General features: G+C 53.5%; 14 protein-coding genes. All 14 read left to right on the top strand.

Features of this window, described 5'->3' with window-relative positions; all coding sequences use genetic code 11:
• Nucleotides 1-13 precede the first annotated feature (13 nt).
• The 14 genes from AACY19_RS16785 to AACY19_RS16720 all read left to right on the top strand — a co-directional run bounded on the left by AACY19_RS16785 (nucleotide 14) and on the right by AACY19_RS16720 (nucleotide 17,319).
• On the top strand, nucleotides 14-832 hold the full coding sequence (locus tag AACY19_RS16785) for an ABC transporter permease (protein ID WP_115078789.1): 819 nt from the start codon (nucleotides 14-16) through the stop codon (nucleotides 830-832).
• On the top strand, nucleotides 822-2,147 hold the full coding sequence (locus tag AACY19_RS16780; protein WP_339452032.1) for an ABC transporter ATP-binding protein: 1,326 nt from the start codon (nucleotides 822-824) through the stop codon (nucleotides 2,145-2,147). Before AACY19_RS16785 ends, AACY19_RS16780 begins: the two co-directional genes overlap by 11 nt.
• A gap of 131 nt (nucleotides 2,148-2,278) precedes the next feature.
• Complete coding sequence (locus tag AACY19_RS16775; protein ID WP_339452030.1) at nucleotides 2,279-3,577, top strand: sulfotransferase family 2 domain-containing protein; 1,299 nt, start codon at nucleotides 2,279-2,281, stop codon at nucleotides 3,575-3,577.
• 1 nt (nucleotide 3,578) lies between these two features.
• Nucleotides 3,579-4,640: a glycosyltransferase family 2 protein gene (locus AACY19_RS16770; RefSeq protein ID WP_339452028.1), complete on the top strand. Its 1,062-nt coding sequence runs from the start codon at nucleotides 3,579-3,581 to the stop codon at nucleotides 4,638-4,640.
• 106 nt (nucleotides 4,641-4,746) lie between these two features.
• Nucleotides 4,747-5,214 (top strand): hypothetical protein, encoded by a 468-nt coding sequence (locus AACY19_RS16765; protein ID WP_339452026.1) that lies wholly within the window; start codon nucleotides 4,747-4,749, stop codon nucleotides 5,212-5,214.
• Nucleotides 5,207-6,370, top strand: coding sequence for an acyltransferase family protein (locus AACY19_RS16760; protein ID WP_339452024.1), 1,164 nt, complete (start codon nucleotides 5,207-5,209; stop codon nucleotides 6,368-6,370). Before AACY19_RS16765 ends, AACY19_RS16760 begins: the two co-directional genes overlap by 8 nt.
• 6 nt (nucleotides 6,371-6,376) lie before the next feature.
• Entirely contained in the window at nucleotides 6,377-8,590 is a 2,214-nt protein-coding gene (locus AACY19_RS16755; protein WP_339452022.1) for a glycosyltransferase family 4 protein, read from the top strand.
• Between the two features lie 95 nt (nucleotides 8,591-8,685).
• Nucleotides 8,686-9,618, top strand: a complete 933-nt coding sequence (locus AACY19_RS16750; RefSeq protein ID WP_339452020.1) for an NAD-dependent epimerase/dehydratase family protein — start codon at nucleotides 8,686-8,688, stop codon at nucleotides 9,616-9,618.
• Nucleotides 9,619-9,666: 48 nt separating this feature from the next.
• Complete coding sequence (locus AACY19_RS16745; RefSeq protein ID WP_339452018.1) at nucleotides 9,667-11,013, top strand: glycosyltransferase; 1,347 nt, start codon at nucleotides 9,667-9,669, stop codon at nucleotides 11,011-11,013.
• Between the two features lie 169 nt (nucleotides 11,014-11,182).
• Nucleotides 11,183-11,776 carry an adenylyl-sulfate kinase gene (cysC, locus tag AACY19_RS16740; protein WP_115078780.1) on the top strand — a complete coding sequence of 198 codons (594 nt, stop codon included), beginning with the start codon at nucleotides 11,183-11,185 and terminating at the stop codon, nucleotides 11,774-11,776.
• The gene (locus tag AACY19_RS16735; protein WP_339452016.1) at nucleotides 11,773-13,149 is read left to right on the top strand and encodes an FAD/NAD(P)-binding protein; all 1,377 of its coding nucleotides are present in this window, start codon (nucleotides 11,773-11,775) and stop codon (nucleotides 13,147-13,149) included. The genes cysC and AACY19_RS16735 overlap by 4 nt, the downstream gene beginning before the upstream one ends.
• A gap of 173 nt (nucleotides 13,150-13,322) precedes the next feature.
• On the top strand, nucleotides 13,323-14,297 hold the full coding sequence (locus AACY19_RS16730) for a UDP-glucose 4-epimerase family protein (protein WP_339452014.1): 975 nt from the start codon (nucleotides 13,323-13,325) through the stop codon (nucleotides 14,295-14,297).
• Nucleotides 14,290-15,306, top strand: coding sequence for an MraY family glycosyltransferase (locus tag AACY19_RS16725; protein ID WP_339452012.1), 1,017 nt, complete (start codon nucleotides 14,290-14,292; stop codon nucleotides 15,304-15,306). The genes AACY19_RS16730 and AACY19_RS16725 overlap by 8 nt, the downstream gene beginning before the upstream one ends.
• 282 nt (nucleotides 15,307-15,588) lie before the next feature.
• Entirely contained in the window at nucleotides 15,589-17,319 is a 1,731-nt protein-coding gene (locus AACY19_RS16720; protein WP_339452010.1) for a glycosyltransferase, read from the top strand.
• Nucleotides 17,320-17,326: the final 7 nt, after the last annotated feature.

The following is a 17,326-nucleotide window of genomic DNA, read 5'->3' as shown; positions in this document are numbered from 1 at the left end:
AGGTCGCAGGTTAATGCAGAAATTTTCAGCGGCGCCTGGCGTCATGTTCTCCAGTGTCTGGCGTAATCGCGCATTGATCGTTGCTTTGATCAAGCGCGAAGTCATCGGCCGCTACCGCGGCTCCTTTATGGGCATTCTCTGGTCGTTCTTCAATCCGATCGTGATGCTGGCGATCTACACATTCGTGTTCAGCTTCATTTTCAATTCGCGCTGGGCAGGAGCCGGTGATTCGAAAGCCGAGTTCGCGTTGATTCTGTTCGCCGGCCTGATGGTTTTCAACCTGTTCGCGGAGTGCGTCACGCGCGCGCCCAATTTGATCATTTCAAACGCCAATTACGTGAAGAAGGTCGTGTTTCCACTGGAAATCCTGCCGTGCGTAATTGCCGGCTCTTCCTTGTTCCATGCGTTGGTCAGTCTGATTGTGTGGTTGCTGGCTTACGGGGTGTTTTTTGGCGTCCCGCCGCTCACATTGTTTTATCTGCCATTGGTCATCGCGCCTCTGGTGCTGATCATCCTGGGCCTGTCATGGGGGTTGGCCGCCATCGGCGTTTACATGCGAGATGTCGCGCATTTCATTGGTCTGGTGACCAGTGGCCTGATGTTCCTCGCGCCGATTTTCTATCCTGCGACGGCGGTGCCGGAGGAGTATCGGCATCTACTGTTGCTCAACCCGCTCACCGTGGCTGTGGAGAACGTGAGGGCCGTACTGTTTTTCGGACAGCAGCCTGATTGGCCGTTGCTCGGCATCTACACATGTATAGCGATTGCAGTGGCTTACCTGGGGTTCGCCTTCTTCCAGAAGACTAGAAAGGGGTTTGCCGATGTCCTCTGAAATCGCGATCAAGCTGCAGAATGTCAGCAAGTGTTATCACATTTACGACAAGCCTCGCGATCGTCTCATGCAGATGGTTGCTGGTCAGCGCAAACAATATTATCGGGAGTTCTGGGCGCTCAAGGACGTCTCGTTCGAAATCAAAAAAGGCGAGACGGTCGGTATTGTCGGCCGTAATGGCAGCGGCAAATCGACGTTGCTTCAGGTCATCTGCGGTACGTTGAACCAGACCGTAGGCGATGTTCAGACCCTGGGCCGGATCGGCGCGCTGCTCGAACTCGGTTCCGGTTTCAATCCGGAATTCACCGGGCACGAAAACGTCTACATGAACGCCGCGATTCTTGGTCTGAGCCGTGCGGAAGTGGATGAGCGCTACGCCGACATTGCGGCATTCGCCGACATTGGCGAGTTCATTCATCAGCCTGTCAAGACGTACTCCAGCGGCATGATCGTGCGCCTGGCGTTTGCCGTTCAGGCAATGGTCGATCCGGACATTCTCATTGTCGATGAGGCGCTGGCGGTCGGAGACGAGCGCTTCCAGCGCAAGTGTTTCGCCAGGCTCGATGAGCTGAAGGCCAAGGGTACCTCGATTCTCTTCGTGTCCCACTCTGGGCCGCAGGTTGTCGAATTGTGTGATCGGGCGATTTTGATGGAGCGTGGTGAACGCGTTTGTACCGGATCGCCGATGGAGGTGGTGCGAGCCTATCAAAAGCTGATCTACGCACCGGCCGAAGAACAGCCTCGATTGATCGAAGAGTTCCGCGCAATTGGTACGGACAGGATTGCTGTCGAGGCAAGCCCGGTAGAAGCCGAGCAGAATGCGCCAGAGCAAGACCAGTACTTCGATGCCGGAATGGTGCCTGAGTCGACCACGGTTTACCCCGAACAAGGGGCTCGAATCGACGCGTTCGAGGTGTTCGACAAAGAAGGGCGTCGTTGTAACGTCCTCAAGGCCGGCGGCGAATACGATATCGTCATGCGGGGCAAACTCACAGACGCGGTCTCGCGGGTTTTCTTTGCGATGCACATCCGGACGGTGTCCGGCGTCGTGATTACCGGGCAACGTTTTCCCGATGAAGGGAAATATTTTGACTGTGAAGGCGCTGAGCGCGAGTTTCGAGTCACGTTCAGCTGCAAGATGGTGATGCTCCCCGGCGTATACTTCGTCGGCGGTGGGGTGTGGTCGGAGAGTGAGCCAACCCTGTGCCACCGGATTCTGGATGCTTCGATGTTCAGGGTGGTGTCGGATCAGGGGGCGAGGTCGTTTGGTTATATGGATGTGTCCGTAGATGAACCGGCGCTTGAACTGCTCTAAAAACTTGATCTGCTAAGGGAGAATCAGTCCTTCCGATGCCTCGGGACAGGGATGTTCGAATGGGTGAAGAGGCCGGGCATTGGTCCGATATAGCGTGTATACCGGCAAAATTTCCCTTTGCATAAAAATCAATGAGAATTGAGAAAAAAGTGATGACGAGTAGTGATGACCAGCGCTTGCTGGACTATTTTTCCTGGAATAGCTGCGTCTCGGATGAGCGGAAGTTGTTCTACGTGGCCACTCCAAAGGTGGCGTGCACGTCCGTGAAATGGTGGTTTGCAGAGCTTGAGGGTGTTGTTCAGGCCGTTCAGCAAGCGAAAAGCAGTTCGGAAACAGATCCAGAATTGGCCATTCATGACACGTTGCTCGCCGTCGCCCCCGGATTGTTCGTCAGATCCCCCGAGCGACTTGCTCAGATAAAGGCCGATGAATACTTCAGCTTTGCGCTGGTGAGAAATCCCTACAAACGAATTTTTTCTGCCTGGCAATCGAAAATACTGCTGCGCGAGCCGTTGCAGATCGTTCCTTATGAAGGGCAGGATTTTGTCGAGTACCCGATTGAGCTCATGTCAGATGTGACGGGGGCTTTCGAGTGTTTTCTCGAATATCTGTACGTCCACGAGCGCGACAATTTCAAGGATTGTCATTGGACGCCTCAGTACGATTTGCTCCAGCCTGCACTTTTCCCCTACAGCGCCGTCTCAAAAATAGAAGATACTGCGGCGCTTGATGCTGCGCTACGCGCTCACCTCGCAGAGTCATATGTAAGTCCGTTTACGACTGCTCGCGCGAACGAGAGCATGATCCCCTATCTGCCGGAATTCATCAGCCCACGATCCAAGGAACTGATTGAAGAGCTTTACTCCAGGGATTTTGAGGAATATGGCTATTCAAAAGTCATTCCGCCTGCGAAGGAAAGCTTCTCGCAAGAGCAGTTGACGGTGGCGCTCAAGGGGATCGATCTTTTACGCGGCAGGCATCAACGCATGGGTGAAATGCGCCAATGTCTGAATGAACAGATGGCTGACCTGCTTAAGGATAAAGAGTGGCTTGTCGGAGAGCGCGACACTTGGGCTGCTTTCGCCAAGAGCAAAGAAGAGCAGATATATGCTCTGGAGGCGCACTGTAGCGCTCAAGAGACCCAATATAATGACCTGGAGGTCCACAGCCTCGCTCAACAAGCTCAACTTGAAGCGTTGCGCTCTGAATGCGAAAGTCTCGTAATTGAGCTGGGCCAGTCGAAGAAAGAAGCGAGCCAGTTGAAAGTTGATCTCGAACTTTCTCACGCGGAAATTTCAACGCATATTGCTGGTCGTGAGGCATTTGCATTGAAGCATAAGTATTACCTTGCAGCGTATCAATTTGTCGGGGCAATTTCTGCTCCGTTGCGCAAGGCATTGCGTGTAACTAATAAGCGTAACGGAGCGTAAAGTGGCGAAAGTTTCAGTTGTTCTTACCTCCTATAACCATGAAAAATTTATCGGGCAGGCAATCGATTCTGTGATCAATCAGACGTTTACTGATTGGGAGCTGATTATTGTAGATGACGTTTCGCCAGATGGTTCATGGGCCGTTATCGAAAGCTACAATGACCCGAGAATCATCAAGGTTCAGAACGATAGAACACGCCGTTATATCTACAACATCAATCGTGCTATCGAATCGCAAAGTTCCGGTGAATATATTGCCATTCACCACTCGGATGATGCCTGGGAACTGGACAAGCTGGAAAAGCAAGTGGCAGTGCTCGAAGAAAATCCCGGCATAGGTGCGGTGTTTTCGCATGTTCAATGCATTGACGAGAATAACCAGCCACTTGTCGTCGAATGGTTCAATCAGCCGAACAAACCGCGGACGGCCTGGTTGCGTTCGCTGTTCTTCAACGAAAACCAGTTGTGTCACCCTAGTGCGCTGGTCAGACGCAGTGCCTATGAGCAGGCGGGTCTCTATAGAAGCGCGCATGCGCAGACAGACGATGCCGAAATGTGGACACGGTTACTGAAGATTTTCGATATCCATGTTGTTCAAGAGCGACTGACCCTGCACCGTATTTTCTCGGATCAATCCAACGAGAGTGGGGAGCGGCCGGACAGGCGGGCCCGGATGTGGCTGGAATGGTACTTTCAGAAGAAACACTACATTGGCATGTCGCTGACCGACATACTTGAAGCGTTTCCCGAAAGTGAAAAGTGGGTAACGCCAAAAGGGGCCAATAGCGGCTACTTGCTGGCAATGTTCGCAATCCAGATCGGCGGTTGCCCTGGCACCCGGCTGTTTGGTGTCGAACTTCTGTATCAGTTGATGAATAGTAGCGAAGAGAGGGCAGAGATCGAAGCTATTCACGGTTTCAACTACCTGGATTTCATCGCGCTCACGGGGCAGGAAGAATTTTTCAACCCGGCAGCATTGTCGCCCGTAGTGCCGAGCCCCATCGTCAGCAATCCGCTGCGGCGCTTTGCCGGTAAGGTAGTGCGCAGGCTTCGCAGCTGGTAACAGGGCATCTGCCAGGATAACTGACCGAGCCATTTTTCCGCTTCTAAATGGGGCGGAGCGCTGGTTTTATCGTATGCAAAAGTAATCAGTAATGGTGGGGCAGTGAGTGAAGGTCGATCTGAAGATATTGAGTGGTGTCCTTTTTTTCGCCTTGATTGCGATAGGAGTGTTGTCCTTCGCTCGCTGGACAGGAGTCGGCAAGGCAGTTGAATTGCCCGTACCGGTCGCACCTCCGGTCGTTCTTCCGCAAGGGTTGGATGTGGCCGTGACGAGTACGGGGGTCACCCTGGAAGTACAAGCGTGTAACATCGAAAAGTTGGGGGATGAGTTTTTCCTGCATCTTTATCCGGCGAATGCCGCGAGCGCAGGCCCGGAAGGATTCATCAATCAGCAATTCAATCTGAAGACCTTGACGCCTGTCGAAACCAAAAAGCAGGAAGGTCTCGCGTCGTGTCTTTACCGCATAGAGTTCGCGCCGATGGCCATTACCCGCGTCGCGCTAGGTCAGTTCAGGGCACCGGAAGGACGTTGCTGTGACATTTTGTGGACTAAAGAAGTGAAAATTGATGAATAACCCTCAAGCAACAGGCGCTGTACAGAATGCCCATCGTTCCTTTGGCCTGGATGTTTGTCGGACCATTGCCTGCCTGCTTGTTGTGTTCGGACATATGCTCGGGCACTCGGCACCGCATCCAGTATTGGCCGGGTTTGCATTTCTGGCGACTTTCGGTGTTGATTTGTTCTTTTGTCTGAGTGGCTTCCTTATCGGCAGGATTCTGCTAAAAGAGGCGGCGCATTGGCGCGAACAGAAGATTGCCGGATTGACAGAGTTTTGGTATCGGCGCTGGATGAGGACTTTGCCGCTCTATATTTTCTTCTTTTTTGTTTCGTTGCGATTTGACTGGGCGGGCGCTACGACATTCGCCGAGCAGTTTCACTACTTAGTGTTTGCGCAGAACTTTGCATGGAACATGACGGATTTCTATCGTCTGTCCTGGAGCCTGGCGGTTGAAGAGTGGTTTTACTACACCTTTCCGCTTGTTATGTTGTTGATGATCGGGCTGGGCGCAGGCGTCAAGCGCGCAGCAGCGATCGTTATTCTGGTCTTTATGGTGGTGCCTTTTCTTGCGCGTATCGGATTGCCGATCCAGTCAGTGCGATATGACGATGCACGTTATGTAGTGTTGTACCGCCTTGATGCCATCGGTTTCGGGGTATTGATCGCTTATCTCTACTCTTGGCACCGACCGATCTTTGAACGTCTGGCCAAATTTTGGTATGTGCCATTTGCATTCGCTGTCGGATTGATTGTCCTGACTCGACAAGGGATGCCATGGACTGCTGGCAGCAAGCTGGAACAATCATTGTTTTTCACGTGCTCAGCGATATTTTTCGCGGCGTTAATACCTGCTTTTTTCAGACTGAGTGCTTCACGGCTTAATATTGTAAATCGGTTCGTGAAATATACCAGCCTGATTTCCTATTCAATTTATCTCGGCCATATTTTTGCTTTTATATTGGTAATTAATGTTTTGAATCGATATGGATTACACGAGCGTATTTACGATAATCCGTGGCTGGTCTACCCGATTTTCATTGTGTGCGTATACGCACTCGCTCATCTGACATACACATTCGTAGAGAAACCGTTCTTGCGGTTACGTGATGTTAATAGCTTGTCGGTAGTCAAGTTTTTGAAAGGTCTTCAGCGTTTTGGCGCAGGGAAGTAATTATTTATGTCGAACTCTGCGCAAATTGATGCTCTTCCAGGTGCCGATCCGGTTGAAATCGCGAATCGATACGAACCGATCAATGGTTTGAGTGTTGGTCTTCAGCAAGCTGACGTCCTTGTCGTCAGCAGTGCGAGCGCTACGCTCAGCAATTTTTCGAATCTGTATCGATCCCTTCTGGGTCAGACATTCCAGTCCTGGAAATGGCTGATTTGCTTTGAAGCTGGCACGGCACCGCAATTTGGCGATGAGTTCTTGCAAGCTATAGCTGTTGATAAGCGTGTGCAGGTACTTGATCGTACAGAGTGCACTTATGCGAATGACGTTTGGGCATTTCCTGAATATGTAGTTCTGGCTGATGCAGCAACAGCGTTTGATCCGACATTTATCGAGAAAGGTATCTGGTTTCTAGAGTCAAACCCTGAGTTCGCTTTTTGCAACTCCTTCGGCACAATAACGGGAGAACAGCGCACGCCAGTTCGGCACAGCTTGAGTCAGGGCAAATATTATCTCGAGCACCCTCATCCCAAAGTCAGAGGCATTGTGGTTCGCAAGTCAGCCATCTTGCAGCTATCTGAAGAAGTAGCGCCTCTCGTCGACGGCAGAGATCCAACATCCTTTCTCGCTCGCCTGGCGGATGCCGGTCATTGGGGTTTTACCATTGCAGAGTTCCTGCAGACCTTTAGCAAAGTATCGTCGGGACAAGGCCTTGACGCTTCACTCGCACTGCCGCTCAAGCCTGTTCCTAGCCCTCAGCGTCGTTATCCCTCTGCCTATGAAACATTGCCCGAGGGCGTTGCCTTCAATAATTCATTGAAAGGCAATGTGCGCGGTAGACGGGTCATGTTTTTGCTGCCGTGGATGGTGGAGGGCGGGGCTGATCGCGTCAATATTGATCTCATTCAAGGTCTCGTTGCGGGCGGCGCTGATGTAACGGTATGCGCTACCCTTGAGGCTGATCATCGGTGGCAGGACAAGTTTGCGGAGTGGACGGCGGATATCTTCATTCTGCCGAATATTCTTTCGCTGTCAGATTTTCCACGGTTCCTCTTGTATCTCATTGCCTCCAGACAGATCGACACTGTATTGGTAGCCGGGAGTACGTTGGGTTATCAGCTTCTTCCTTACTTGCGCACGCATGCGCCAGCGACGACGTTCCTGGACTTGAGCCATACCGAGGAAATGCACTGGCTCAACGGCGGGCATCCGCGATTTGGCGTCGGATATCAGGATGCACTGGACATGAACGTGGTCAGTACGCGCCATCTGTCCGAGTGGATGGTGGAGCGTAATGCTGATGCCGGGAAAGTTCGTGTTATGTACACGGGAATCAAGTCGCATCCGGTATCGCTTTCGCAAACTCAGCGAGCTGAAAAACAGCGTGGTCTAGGCCTCGATGAACAGGCCTTTACCATCATTTTTGCGGGGCGCATGTGTGACCAGAAGCGACCGCTGAAGCTGGCTGAAATTCTCCATGGGTTGAAACAGGTTGGCATTCGTTTCAATGCATTGATCATCGGTGAGGGCGAATTACGTCCGGCGTTCGAGGCATCAATCAAGCAGTATGGCTTGGGTGCAGAAGTTCATGTAATTGGTGCGAAACCGCATGCTGAGTGGCTCTCATTATTGGCAATTTCAGATGTGTTGCTGATGCCTTCGGAATACGAGGGCATCTCGGTCGCACTTCTTGAGTCAATGGCAGCAGGCGTTGTGCCGGTGGTCGCCGATGTCGGTGGACAGGATGAGTTGGTGGGGAACGAAACCGGGTATCTGGTCCCGCACGGCGAAGACGAGGTCAGTCGCTATGTTGACGTATTGCAGGCGCTGTCGAAAGATCCGGCGATGCGTGAGCGAAAGGCGCAGGCATGCCGGCAGTTGATCGAGGCTCATTACACTGCAGCCGCGACCAATCGTCAGTGGTTACAGATCTTGGATGAGGCTCAAGCCAACAGGGCGCAGTCACCGCAACCGTTCATGCCGGCAGGGCTCGCGAGAGAGCTGGCGACCACTGCGTTGGAGAACCGCCGTGTGACATCTTATCTGGATCATCTCTACTCTACGCATTGCCTGACAAATGATGCGCAAACTGAGATTCCAGTCAAGGCCGGAATTCTACGGTTGTTAATTTCACAAGTTCGCCAATATCCATTTGCTAGATACTTGCTGAAAAACCCATTGATTAAAAAGTTTGCGCAAAAGTTGAAAGTGTTGGTTTCTTGACGCTTTGTCGCTTTTGTGTTAATTTTTTTGTCATTTTTATTGGCTGATTAAATTCAATTTTTTTGTCATTTTTTCGATGTCAGTCGAGAGTTTTTATGAAAATTACAGTATTTGGTGGTGGCGGTTTTATCGGATCAACGATTGTTGATCGTTTGTTGTTAGATGGTCACTCTATTCGAGTTTTTGAGCGTCCTCGCGTAGTTGAATATCGTAAGTTTTTATCTCATGAATGTGTCGAATGGATGACAGGCGATTTGTCGTCCACCAGTGATATCAACAAGGCAGTAGAAGGTGCAGATGTTGTTTTTCATCTGGTCTCCACCACGCTGCCGAAAAGCTCGAATGAAGACCCGGTCTACGATGTCCAGAGCAATGTGGTTGCAAGTCTGCAACTGCTCAATGCAATGGTCGCGCACAAGGTTGGCAGAATCGTTTTCATTTCTTCCGGCGGCACTGTCTATGGCGCGCCGAAGTACCTGCCGATCGATGAAAAGCACCCGACAGATCCAGAAGTTTCCTATGGCATCACCAAGCTGACCATCGAGAAATATCTGCAGATGTACAACCATCTGTATGGCATCAAGCCTGTTGTTCTGCGGGTAGCCAACCCTTACGGAGAGCGTCAGCGCGTGGAAACGGCGCAGGGCGCGGTGGGTGTATTCATCCATAACGTTCTGAAGGGCTTGCCGATCGAGATCTGGGGTGATGGCAGCGTCGAGCGTGATTTCCTGCATGTCAGTGATGTGGCCGAGGCGTTTGCCAAGGCGGCTACTTACTCGGGTAGCGCCAGTGTCTTCAACATCAGTTCCGGCGTGGGTACGAGCCTGAACAGCCTCATGTCGATGATCGAAGACGTCAGCGGTGAGCCTGTTGCCCGCAACTACAAGCCGGGTCGTCCTTTCGATGTGCCGGTGAGTGTACTGAGCAACGATCTGGCGCGCGACGAATTGGGCTGGGAGCCCAAGGTTTCGATGAAGGAAGGGATCGTGCGAACCTTCGAGTGGGCCAAGAACGAACAGCAGAAGTGAGGGTAGTCGGGTGAGTTACCGTCTACTCGGTGCGAATGTTGGTCGCAAATGAAGGTTCTGCTTACGGTTCATCAGTTTTTCCCGGAGTTTTCCGCGGGTACTGAAGTTTTGACGCTGTCCGTCGCTCGCGTATTGACCGCCCTTGGCCATGAGGTCAGGGTTTTCACGGGCTATCCGGCTAGCGAGGCGCTCGCGGACGGTGAGCGCTTCGATCAATATCGTTACGACTCGATTCTGGTTGATCGTTTTCGGCACGCCTATGTGCCCATGGGCGATCAAACTTCAAAGATCGAAGTCGGTTATGACAATCATCTGGCCGCTGACTTTTTCGGGCATTTGCTGGAAGCGTTCAAGCCGGATGTCGTGCATTTCTTTCACCTCAATCGTCTCGGCACTGGCCTGATCGAAAAAGCGGTCGCTGCCGGTGTGCCTGCGTTTTACACGCCAACCGACTTCTGGAGTATTTGCCCGACCGGGCAATTGCTGCGTTGTGGCGGACGGACATGTGCGGGTCCAAGTACGGATGCGGGGAACTGTGTCGTGCATTTTGCTGCCAGTCAGATGCCTGAACGCATGGGCAGACTGGCCACTGCGGTTCCGGATGTCATCAGCGACATGCTCGTGCGTATTGCTTGCTCACCGCAGATGCCATCGGGTTCTCTGGGGCGCGAGGTGCGCGCATTGAAAGGGCGTCTTGAACGTAATGTCCGGCGACTGAATATGCTGCAGGGCATCATCGCGCCTAACCAGATGATCGAAACGCTGCTGGCCCGTTATGGCGTGCGAGCAGACATCGTGGTCAGATCGTCCTACGGCATCAACCTTGACCAGCCAGTTGTGGTGCGAGACAGAGCGCGCCGTGAGCGTCCGATGGTGTTGGGGTTCATTGGTACGCTCGCGTCACACAAAGGCTGCCATGTGCTGCTGGAGGCGCTGCAGCCGTTTTCTTCACGCGATGTACAGTTGAGAATCTACGGCAAGCAGACGGATTTCCCCGACTATGTGGCCGGTTTGCATCGGCTCGCGGCTGGCAACGAAACCGTTACGTTTTGCGGCACCTTCGCCAACGAAGACATATTCGATGTATTGGGCGGGCTCGACGCGCTGATAGTCCCCTCTGTCTGGAATGAAAACACGCCTCTGGTCGTCTATTCAGCGCAGGCTGCCGGTTGCCCGGTAGTGGCTTCAGATGTGCCTGGAATCGCTGAGGCCGTCACGCACGACTTCAATGGATTGCTGTTTGAGCCTGGTAGCGTCTCGGGCCTTGAAAGCGCATTGAAGCGACTGCTTGCCGAAGAGGGGTTAATGTCAAAGCTGTCGTCGAATTCCACGCCTCCAAAATCCGTTTCTGTTTATGTAAAAGAGTTGTTACAGATATGGGCATTAGCCAAGTAACACTGTCCGCTCTTATCCCCGTGTCGAGGTTTTTCTTGGCGCCGGCAGACGCGGGGTCTATTCTTCACGCTTAATTACGAACTTGGGTTTAATGCTCGCAGATCTAATGTCTGTCAGCGTTGAAAAACCTGATTTAAGTCAATGTGTATATAACTGCGGTGTAGTTTCGATGACGGAAAATCTTGTCGCTCATCAAATGGTTGTCGACCGGGAGCAGCGCAGCGCTCTTAAACAGCAGCGCCCGGTGGTTCTTTGGTTTACCGGGCTTAGCGGTGCCGGCAAGTCGACGATCGCCAACGCTCTTGAGCAGGCACTCCTTGAAGATAATCGTCATACCTATTTGCTGGACGGGGACAACATGCGTCTCGGTCTGTGCAACGATCTGGGGTTCAATGATCATGATCGGGCGGAAAACATCCGCCGGATCGCTGAAGTGGGCAAGCTGTTCGTTGACGCTGGCCTGATCGTCGTCAGCGCATTCATTTCCCCGTTTCGGCTTGATCGGGCGTTGGCCAGGAATGTGATCGGTGACGAGTTCTTCGTTGAGGTCTACATCAGTACGCCGTTGCCTGAGTGCGAGCGTCGCGATCCGAAGGGGCTGTACGGCAAGGCGCGCTCGGGCATGATCAAGAATTTTACCGGCATCGACTCGTTGTACGAGCCCCCGCTGAACCCGGATATCACGATCAACACACTTGAAGAAGATGTGTCCGCGTCTGTCGCGAAGATCATGCATTACCTGGTTGGGCGGATCGAACGTTGAAGACTCTGGTCATCATTGGTGCCGGATTCAGTGGTGCGGTAACCGCTGTTCAATTCCTCCAGATGTGCAAGCCTGATACTCGAGTGGTGTTGCTCAACCGTTCCGGTGAAATGGCCCGTGGTCTGGCCTATGGAACCAACAGTTCGAGGCACTTGCTGAACGTGCCGGCGGGGAACATGACCGCGCTGGTTGATCAGCCTGACCATTTCCTGCGTTTTTGCGAGACCCGCCTGCCGGGTACAGTGGCGGGGTCTTTTGTTCCTCGCAAGCTCTACGGTGAATACCTGTCAGGGCTGCTCGCCGAGGCTGAGCATCAGTGCCGTGAGGGCGTCAGTTTCGAGCGGATCACCACCGAAGCTCACAGTATTAAAGCGCAGGACGGAAAAGCTCGGATACGTATTGCTGATGGCCGGGAAATATTGGCCGATCATGTGATTCTCGCATTCGGCAACTTTGCACCGTTCAACCCGGCCATTACCTCCACTCCCCGGGCTGCAGGGCGCTATCTCGCTGATCCGTGGTCGGGGGAAATCGAGGTGCCCATCGATCCTCAAGCGCCGGTCCTGTTGCTGGGCGCAGGATTGACGGCACTGGATGTGGCCCTGACGCTGGATCAGCAAGGGCACACCGGGCCGGTGTACATGCTGTCACGGCGAGGCGTTCAACCGTTGCCTCATCGTACTTCGGGACATGTCGATAGCATCGCCGGTGAGGTGGTTCAGACGCTTCTGGCCTCCGCTCCGAGCGTGCGCAGCTATCTGCGCCAGATGCGTTCACTGGTTCGTGTTGCCGCGAAGGATGGCGTCGACTGGCGCGATGTCATCGCCGCCGTGCGTCCCATCACCGCACAACTGTGGGAGCGTCTGAGCGAGGCAGAGCGTCAGCGCTTCCTGCGTCACGTCCAGGTGTATTGGGACGCCCATCGCCACAGAGTCGCACCCGATTCGTATGCGGCGTTTTCCGCGCAGTTGGAGCAGGGCAGGCTGAAGCCGATGGCCGGCAGAATCCAGGATATCGAAGTGTTGCCCAATGGTTTGCGCGTTCGAGTCGGGCGGCGTGGCACTGCGGCACTAGAGACTCTGGATGTTTCGCATATCATCAATTGCACCGGACCTAATTCCAATCTGGCGCGGGTCGAAGATCGCTTGATCGTGCAATTGCGGCAGGCGGGGCTGATTCGATTGGATAAACTTGGCTTGGGCATTTGCGTCGACGAGGCGCTTTCTGTTCAGGATGAGCACGGTGCCCCCGTCAGTTGGCTGAGTTACGTCGGGCCAATGCTCAAAGCGCAATTCTGGGAGGCCACGGCTGTTCCAGAGCTTCGGCGTTATGCGCGTGATCTGGCCCTGAGGGTCGCCGCGAAAATCGCCTGATTCATATCGCGATAATCAGTGTCACGGGCTTGTCCTTCAAGGCATCACGGTTTCCACTGGCGCGTCGTTTGGCCTCGCTGTTTGCAGCGGGGTCCAATCCTCTTCTGGATAGTTTGATGGTCAGTAGTCGTGATGCAATTTCAAGCGTCAATATTCGTTACCGAGCCTGAACAATGAAAGTTGAAACAGTACTTGTCACCGGCGGCTCAGGCTTTTTGGGTGGTGCCTTGCTGCGACACCTGGATACCCACGGGCAGTATTCCCTGATTGCCGCGTTGCGCAGGGAATGTAGCGATCTACCCCAGTCCATTCGGCGTTTCCTGTTTGCGGATCTGACGGCTGATGTCGATTGGCGAGATGCGCTTGATCAGGTTGATGTGGTGGTGCATTGCGCGGCACGGGTTCATGTCATGGACGAATCCGCTGCTGATCCGCTGAGCGAGTTTCGGCGGGTAAATGTCGATGCCACATTGAATCTGGCCCGGCAGGCTGCAAATGCAGGCGTGAAGCGCTTCATTTACATCAGTTCGATCAAGGTCAATGGCGAATCAACTTTGCCTGGCATTGCGTTTACAGCAGATGACACGCCCGCGCCCCTCGACCCTTATGGCATTTCCAAACTTGAGGCCGAACTTGGCTTGAAGGCACTCGCAATCGCTACCGGAATGGAAGTGGTCATCATCCGGCCCGTTCTGGTGTATGGCGCGGGCGTCAAAGCCAACTTCCTCAGCATGATTCGCTGGCTACAACGCGCGGTGCCATTGCCGTTCGGTGCGGTGCATAACAAGCGCAGTCTGGTCAGTCTGGATAATCTGGTGGATTTGATCGTGACGTGTATGACGCACCCCTCGGCGGCTAACCAGATCTTTCTGGTCAGCGACGGACATGACGTTTCTACAACCGAGTTGTTACGCAGTCTGTCCGCTGCGCTGCACAAACCCTCTCTGTTATTACCATTGCCGGTGAGCCTGATGAGCGCTGCGGCGAAACTATTGGGTAAAGAAGCCGTCGCACAGCGCATTTTTGGTTCGCTGGAAGTCGATATCAGTAAGAATCAACGTCTGTTGGGCTGGGTTCCGCCGGTAACTTTTCCGCGAACTCTGGACGCCACAGTAAAACCATTCCTGGATGCTCGAAAAAATGAATGACTGGTGGCTAGTTCCGGTTGTTGCGATCCTGTCGTTCGCACTGACGGGTTTTTTACGTCGTTATGCGATTTCGCGCAGCCTGATCGATATTCCCAATCAACGCAGTTCCCACTCGATCCCGACACCGCGTGGTGGCGGGGTCGCCATCGTCCTGACTTTTATCTTCGCCTTGTGCGTTTTGTTCGCTGTCGGGCTGACAACCAGGGACGCGTTGATTGCCTTGGTCGGCGCCGGCGGTATCACGGCGGTTATCGGTTTTCTGGATGATCACGGTCACATCGCTGCCCGCTGGCGCCTGCTGGCGCATTTTTCTGCTGCCGCTTGGGGCGTTTACTGGGTAGGTGGGCTATCACCGTTGGTGATTGCCGGTGTCAGCGTTGATCTGGGATGGCTCGGGCATTTACTCGCGCTGTTTTATCTTGTCTGGATGCTTAATCTCTACAACTTCATGGATGGTATCGACGGTATTGCCGGTGTCGAAGCCGTCACGACGTGCGCGGGTGCCTGTCTGATTTACTGGCTCAGTGGCTTCCCGCAAATGTTGTGGCCACCTGCGTTGCTGGCGGTCTGCGCAGCCGGTTTTCTGTGCTGGAACTTTCCCCCGGCAAAAATTTTCATGGGCGATGCGGGCAGTGGCTTCCTCGGTATCATCCTTGGCGTGTTGTCGCTGCAGGCGGCATGGACTGATCCCGGATTACTGTGGGTCTGGCTGATACTGCTTGGCGTGTTCATCGTTGATGCAACGTTCACGTTGATGCGTCGATTGTTGCGCGGCGATAAAGTCTACGAGGCGCATCGCAGCCACGCCTATCAGTTCGCGTCCCGACGGTTCGGCAAACACTTGCCCGTGACGGCGGCGGTTGGGCTGATCAATGTGTTCTGGCTGCTGCCGATTGCGCTGTGCGTGAGCTACTTGAAAGTGGACGGTGCACTGGGGTTGGCTGTGGCGTACTTGCCACTTGTCTGGCTGGCAGTTAAGTACCGAGCGGGCGAACTTGAGCGATCTTAGTAGTTGGGCAGTGAGTTGCGTCGTGGGCGCTCCCTGCCACCCATAGCCGATTAGGGCTGCTGCGCAAGTGTCGGAAAACCGGCCGGGATGTGTATCATGCGCCCCCAGATAGATTATTGCCCGCCTGTCTCACGGACTGCGAAATCAGGTGGCGCATGACACGTTTCGGTTTGTGGACATTTATGGTTCGAGATAGGTGAGAGGCTGGGAAACACTGCACCGCTCATCACAGGTGCAGAAGCACTTGATCCCTTGAAACTGCTTAATTAGAAGGAATAGATTTTGGCTCGCAATAGTTTTTTCTCGAAGCTGTCCCGGCTCTTTGTCCAACGATCAGAGAGCGTTGAGACCTCCGAGTTGCCCCGGCAACCTGTAAGCGAGCTAAAGGCACCCGCTGATGCTCCTGTGGTTGAGCCGCCGGCGGTCGTTCAGGTTGGACATGGCGTGAGCAGGCTGCCAGACAATTTTGACGCGGCGCTCTATCTGAAAATGAATCCGGATCTCGGCACGGCAATTGATCCGGTTGCCCATTATCTGAATCACGGTTTTCAGGAAAGCTGGCGTATCGTGACTCTGCCTAGAATCAAAATGTCCGACAGTCGCCAGTTTGATCCTTCGCGTGAAACGGTCATGATCGTCAGTCACGAAGCATCCCGATCAGGTGCGCCGATACTTGCCCTTAACCTGGTACAACGTTTATCCGCCAGTTACAACGTAGTCGCTCTTTTGCTCGGCAATGGTCCGCTTCTTGAGGACTTCGAAGATGCAGCGGTTGCGACAATGGCGAGCCCGCGACTGAAAAACAATCTTCCCTATACACAGTTTGCCATTGAAAAACTGTGCAGCGAATTCAATTTTAAGTTCGCACTGGTTAACAGCATGGAGTGCCGGGTGGTTCTGGAACCACTGGCCCGGCATTTCGTGCCTGCCATTCCGTTGATCCATGAATTTGCGTCCGCCTATCCCAATTCCGCCGCGCTGTTTTCGGATGCCAAGTTGTGGTCTAGCGACCTGGTGTTTTCCGCGGACATCACGTGGCAAAGTGCCAAAGATCTATGTCCGGCCCTGAAACCTCTGAGCGCCCACATTATTCCTCAGGGTCATTGCGCGCTGCCCGCGCTAGCTGTCGAACAGGAAAAGCAGCAGTTGGAGTCTGATTACTTGCGCGGCAAGATGCGGCCTGCCACCGATACTGAGAGGAAGTTCGTAATTCTCGGCGCTGGCTATGTCAACTTCCGAAAAGGCGCCGACATCTTCATTCAATGCGCGATCAAAACCATGCTGACTCCCGGTGGGGAGAAGTTTCGTTTTGTCTGGATCGGTAAAGGCTTTAACCCTGATGTAGAAGATGGCTATTCGGTATATCTCGCCGATCAGATCAAGCGTTCGGGGCTGGAGGATCGCTTCGTGATGCTGGACGAGACGTCCGCTATTGCAACGGCGTATGAAGAAGCTGACCTATTGTTTATCTCTTCTCGATTGGACCCGTTGCCGAACGTTGCCATTGATGCTTTCGATGCGCGATTGCCAGTGCTCTGCTTCGACAAAGCGACAGGCATATCTGACTTCCTTTCATTTGCCGGACTACGCGATTCCTGCATCGCTGATTATCTTGATGTTGACAGCGCAGTGCGAAAAATTTTCGCACTGGCCGACTCCAGTGAACTGTATGCAGAGGCAGTCGCCAAGAGTCATGCAGCATCGAAAATCTACTTCGATATGGACAGGTATGTTGCGGAACTTGAGTCTGTCGGTGTTAAAGCCGCTGTACGCGCTCAACAGGAAAAACGTGATGTTCAGTTGATTTCGGACTCGGGCTTGCTCGACAGCAGTGAGCGAGACGCGCGCTTGTATGTTCGCGCATGGGCCAGCGGCATAAACCCGCAGTTGCCTCGCTCAGACTTCCAGCCCGATGTCTATGCCGAACAACATGGTGTGGAAATCCCGGGCGGCGACCCATTTGCCGATTACATTCGCACGGGTTCTCCGAAAGGCGTATGGAACAACGCCTGACAGGTTC

The sequence above is a fragment of the Pseudomonas sp. EA_5y_Pfl2_R50 genome (assembly GCF_963970475.1).
Lineage (GTDB): Bacteria > Pseudomonadota > Gammaproteobacteria > Pseudomonadales > Pseudomonadaceae > Aquipseudomonas.
Note: the sequence above shows the minus strand (reverse complement) of the source record. Positions and strands in the feature narration are given on the sequence as shown.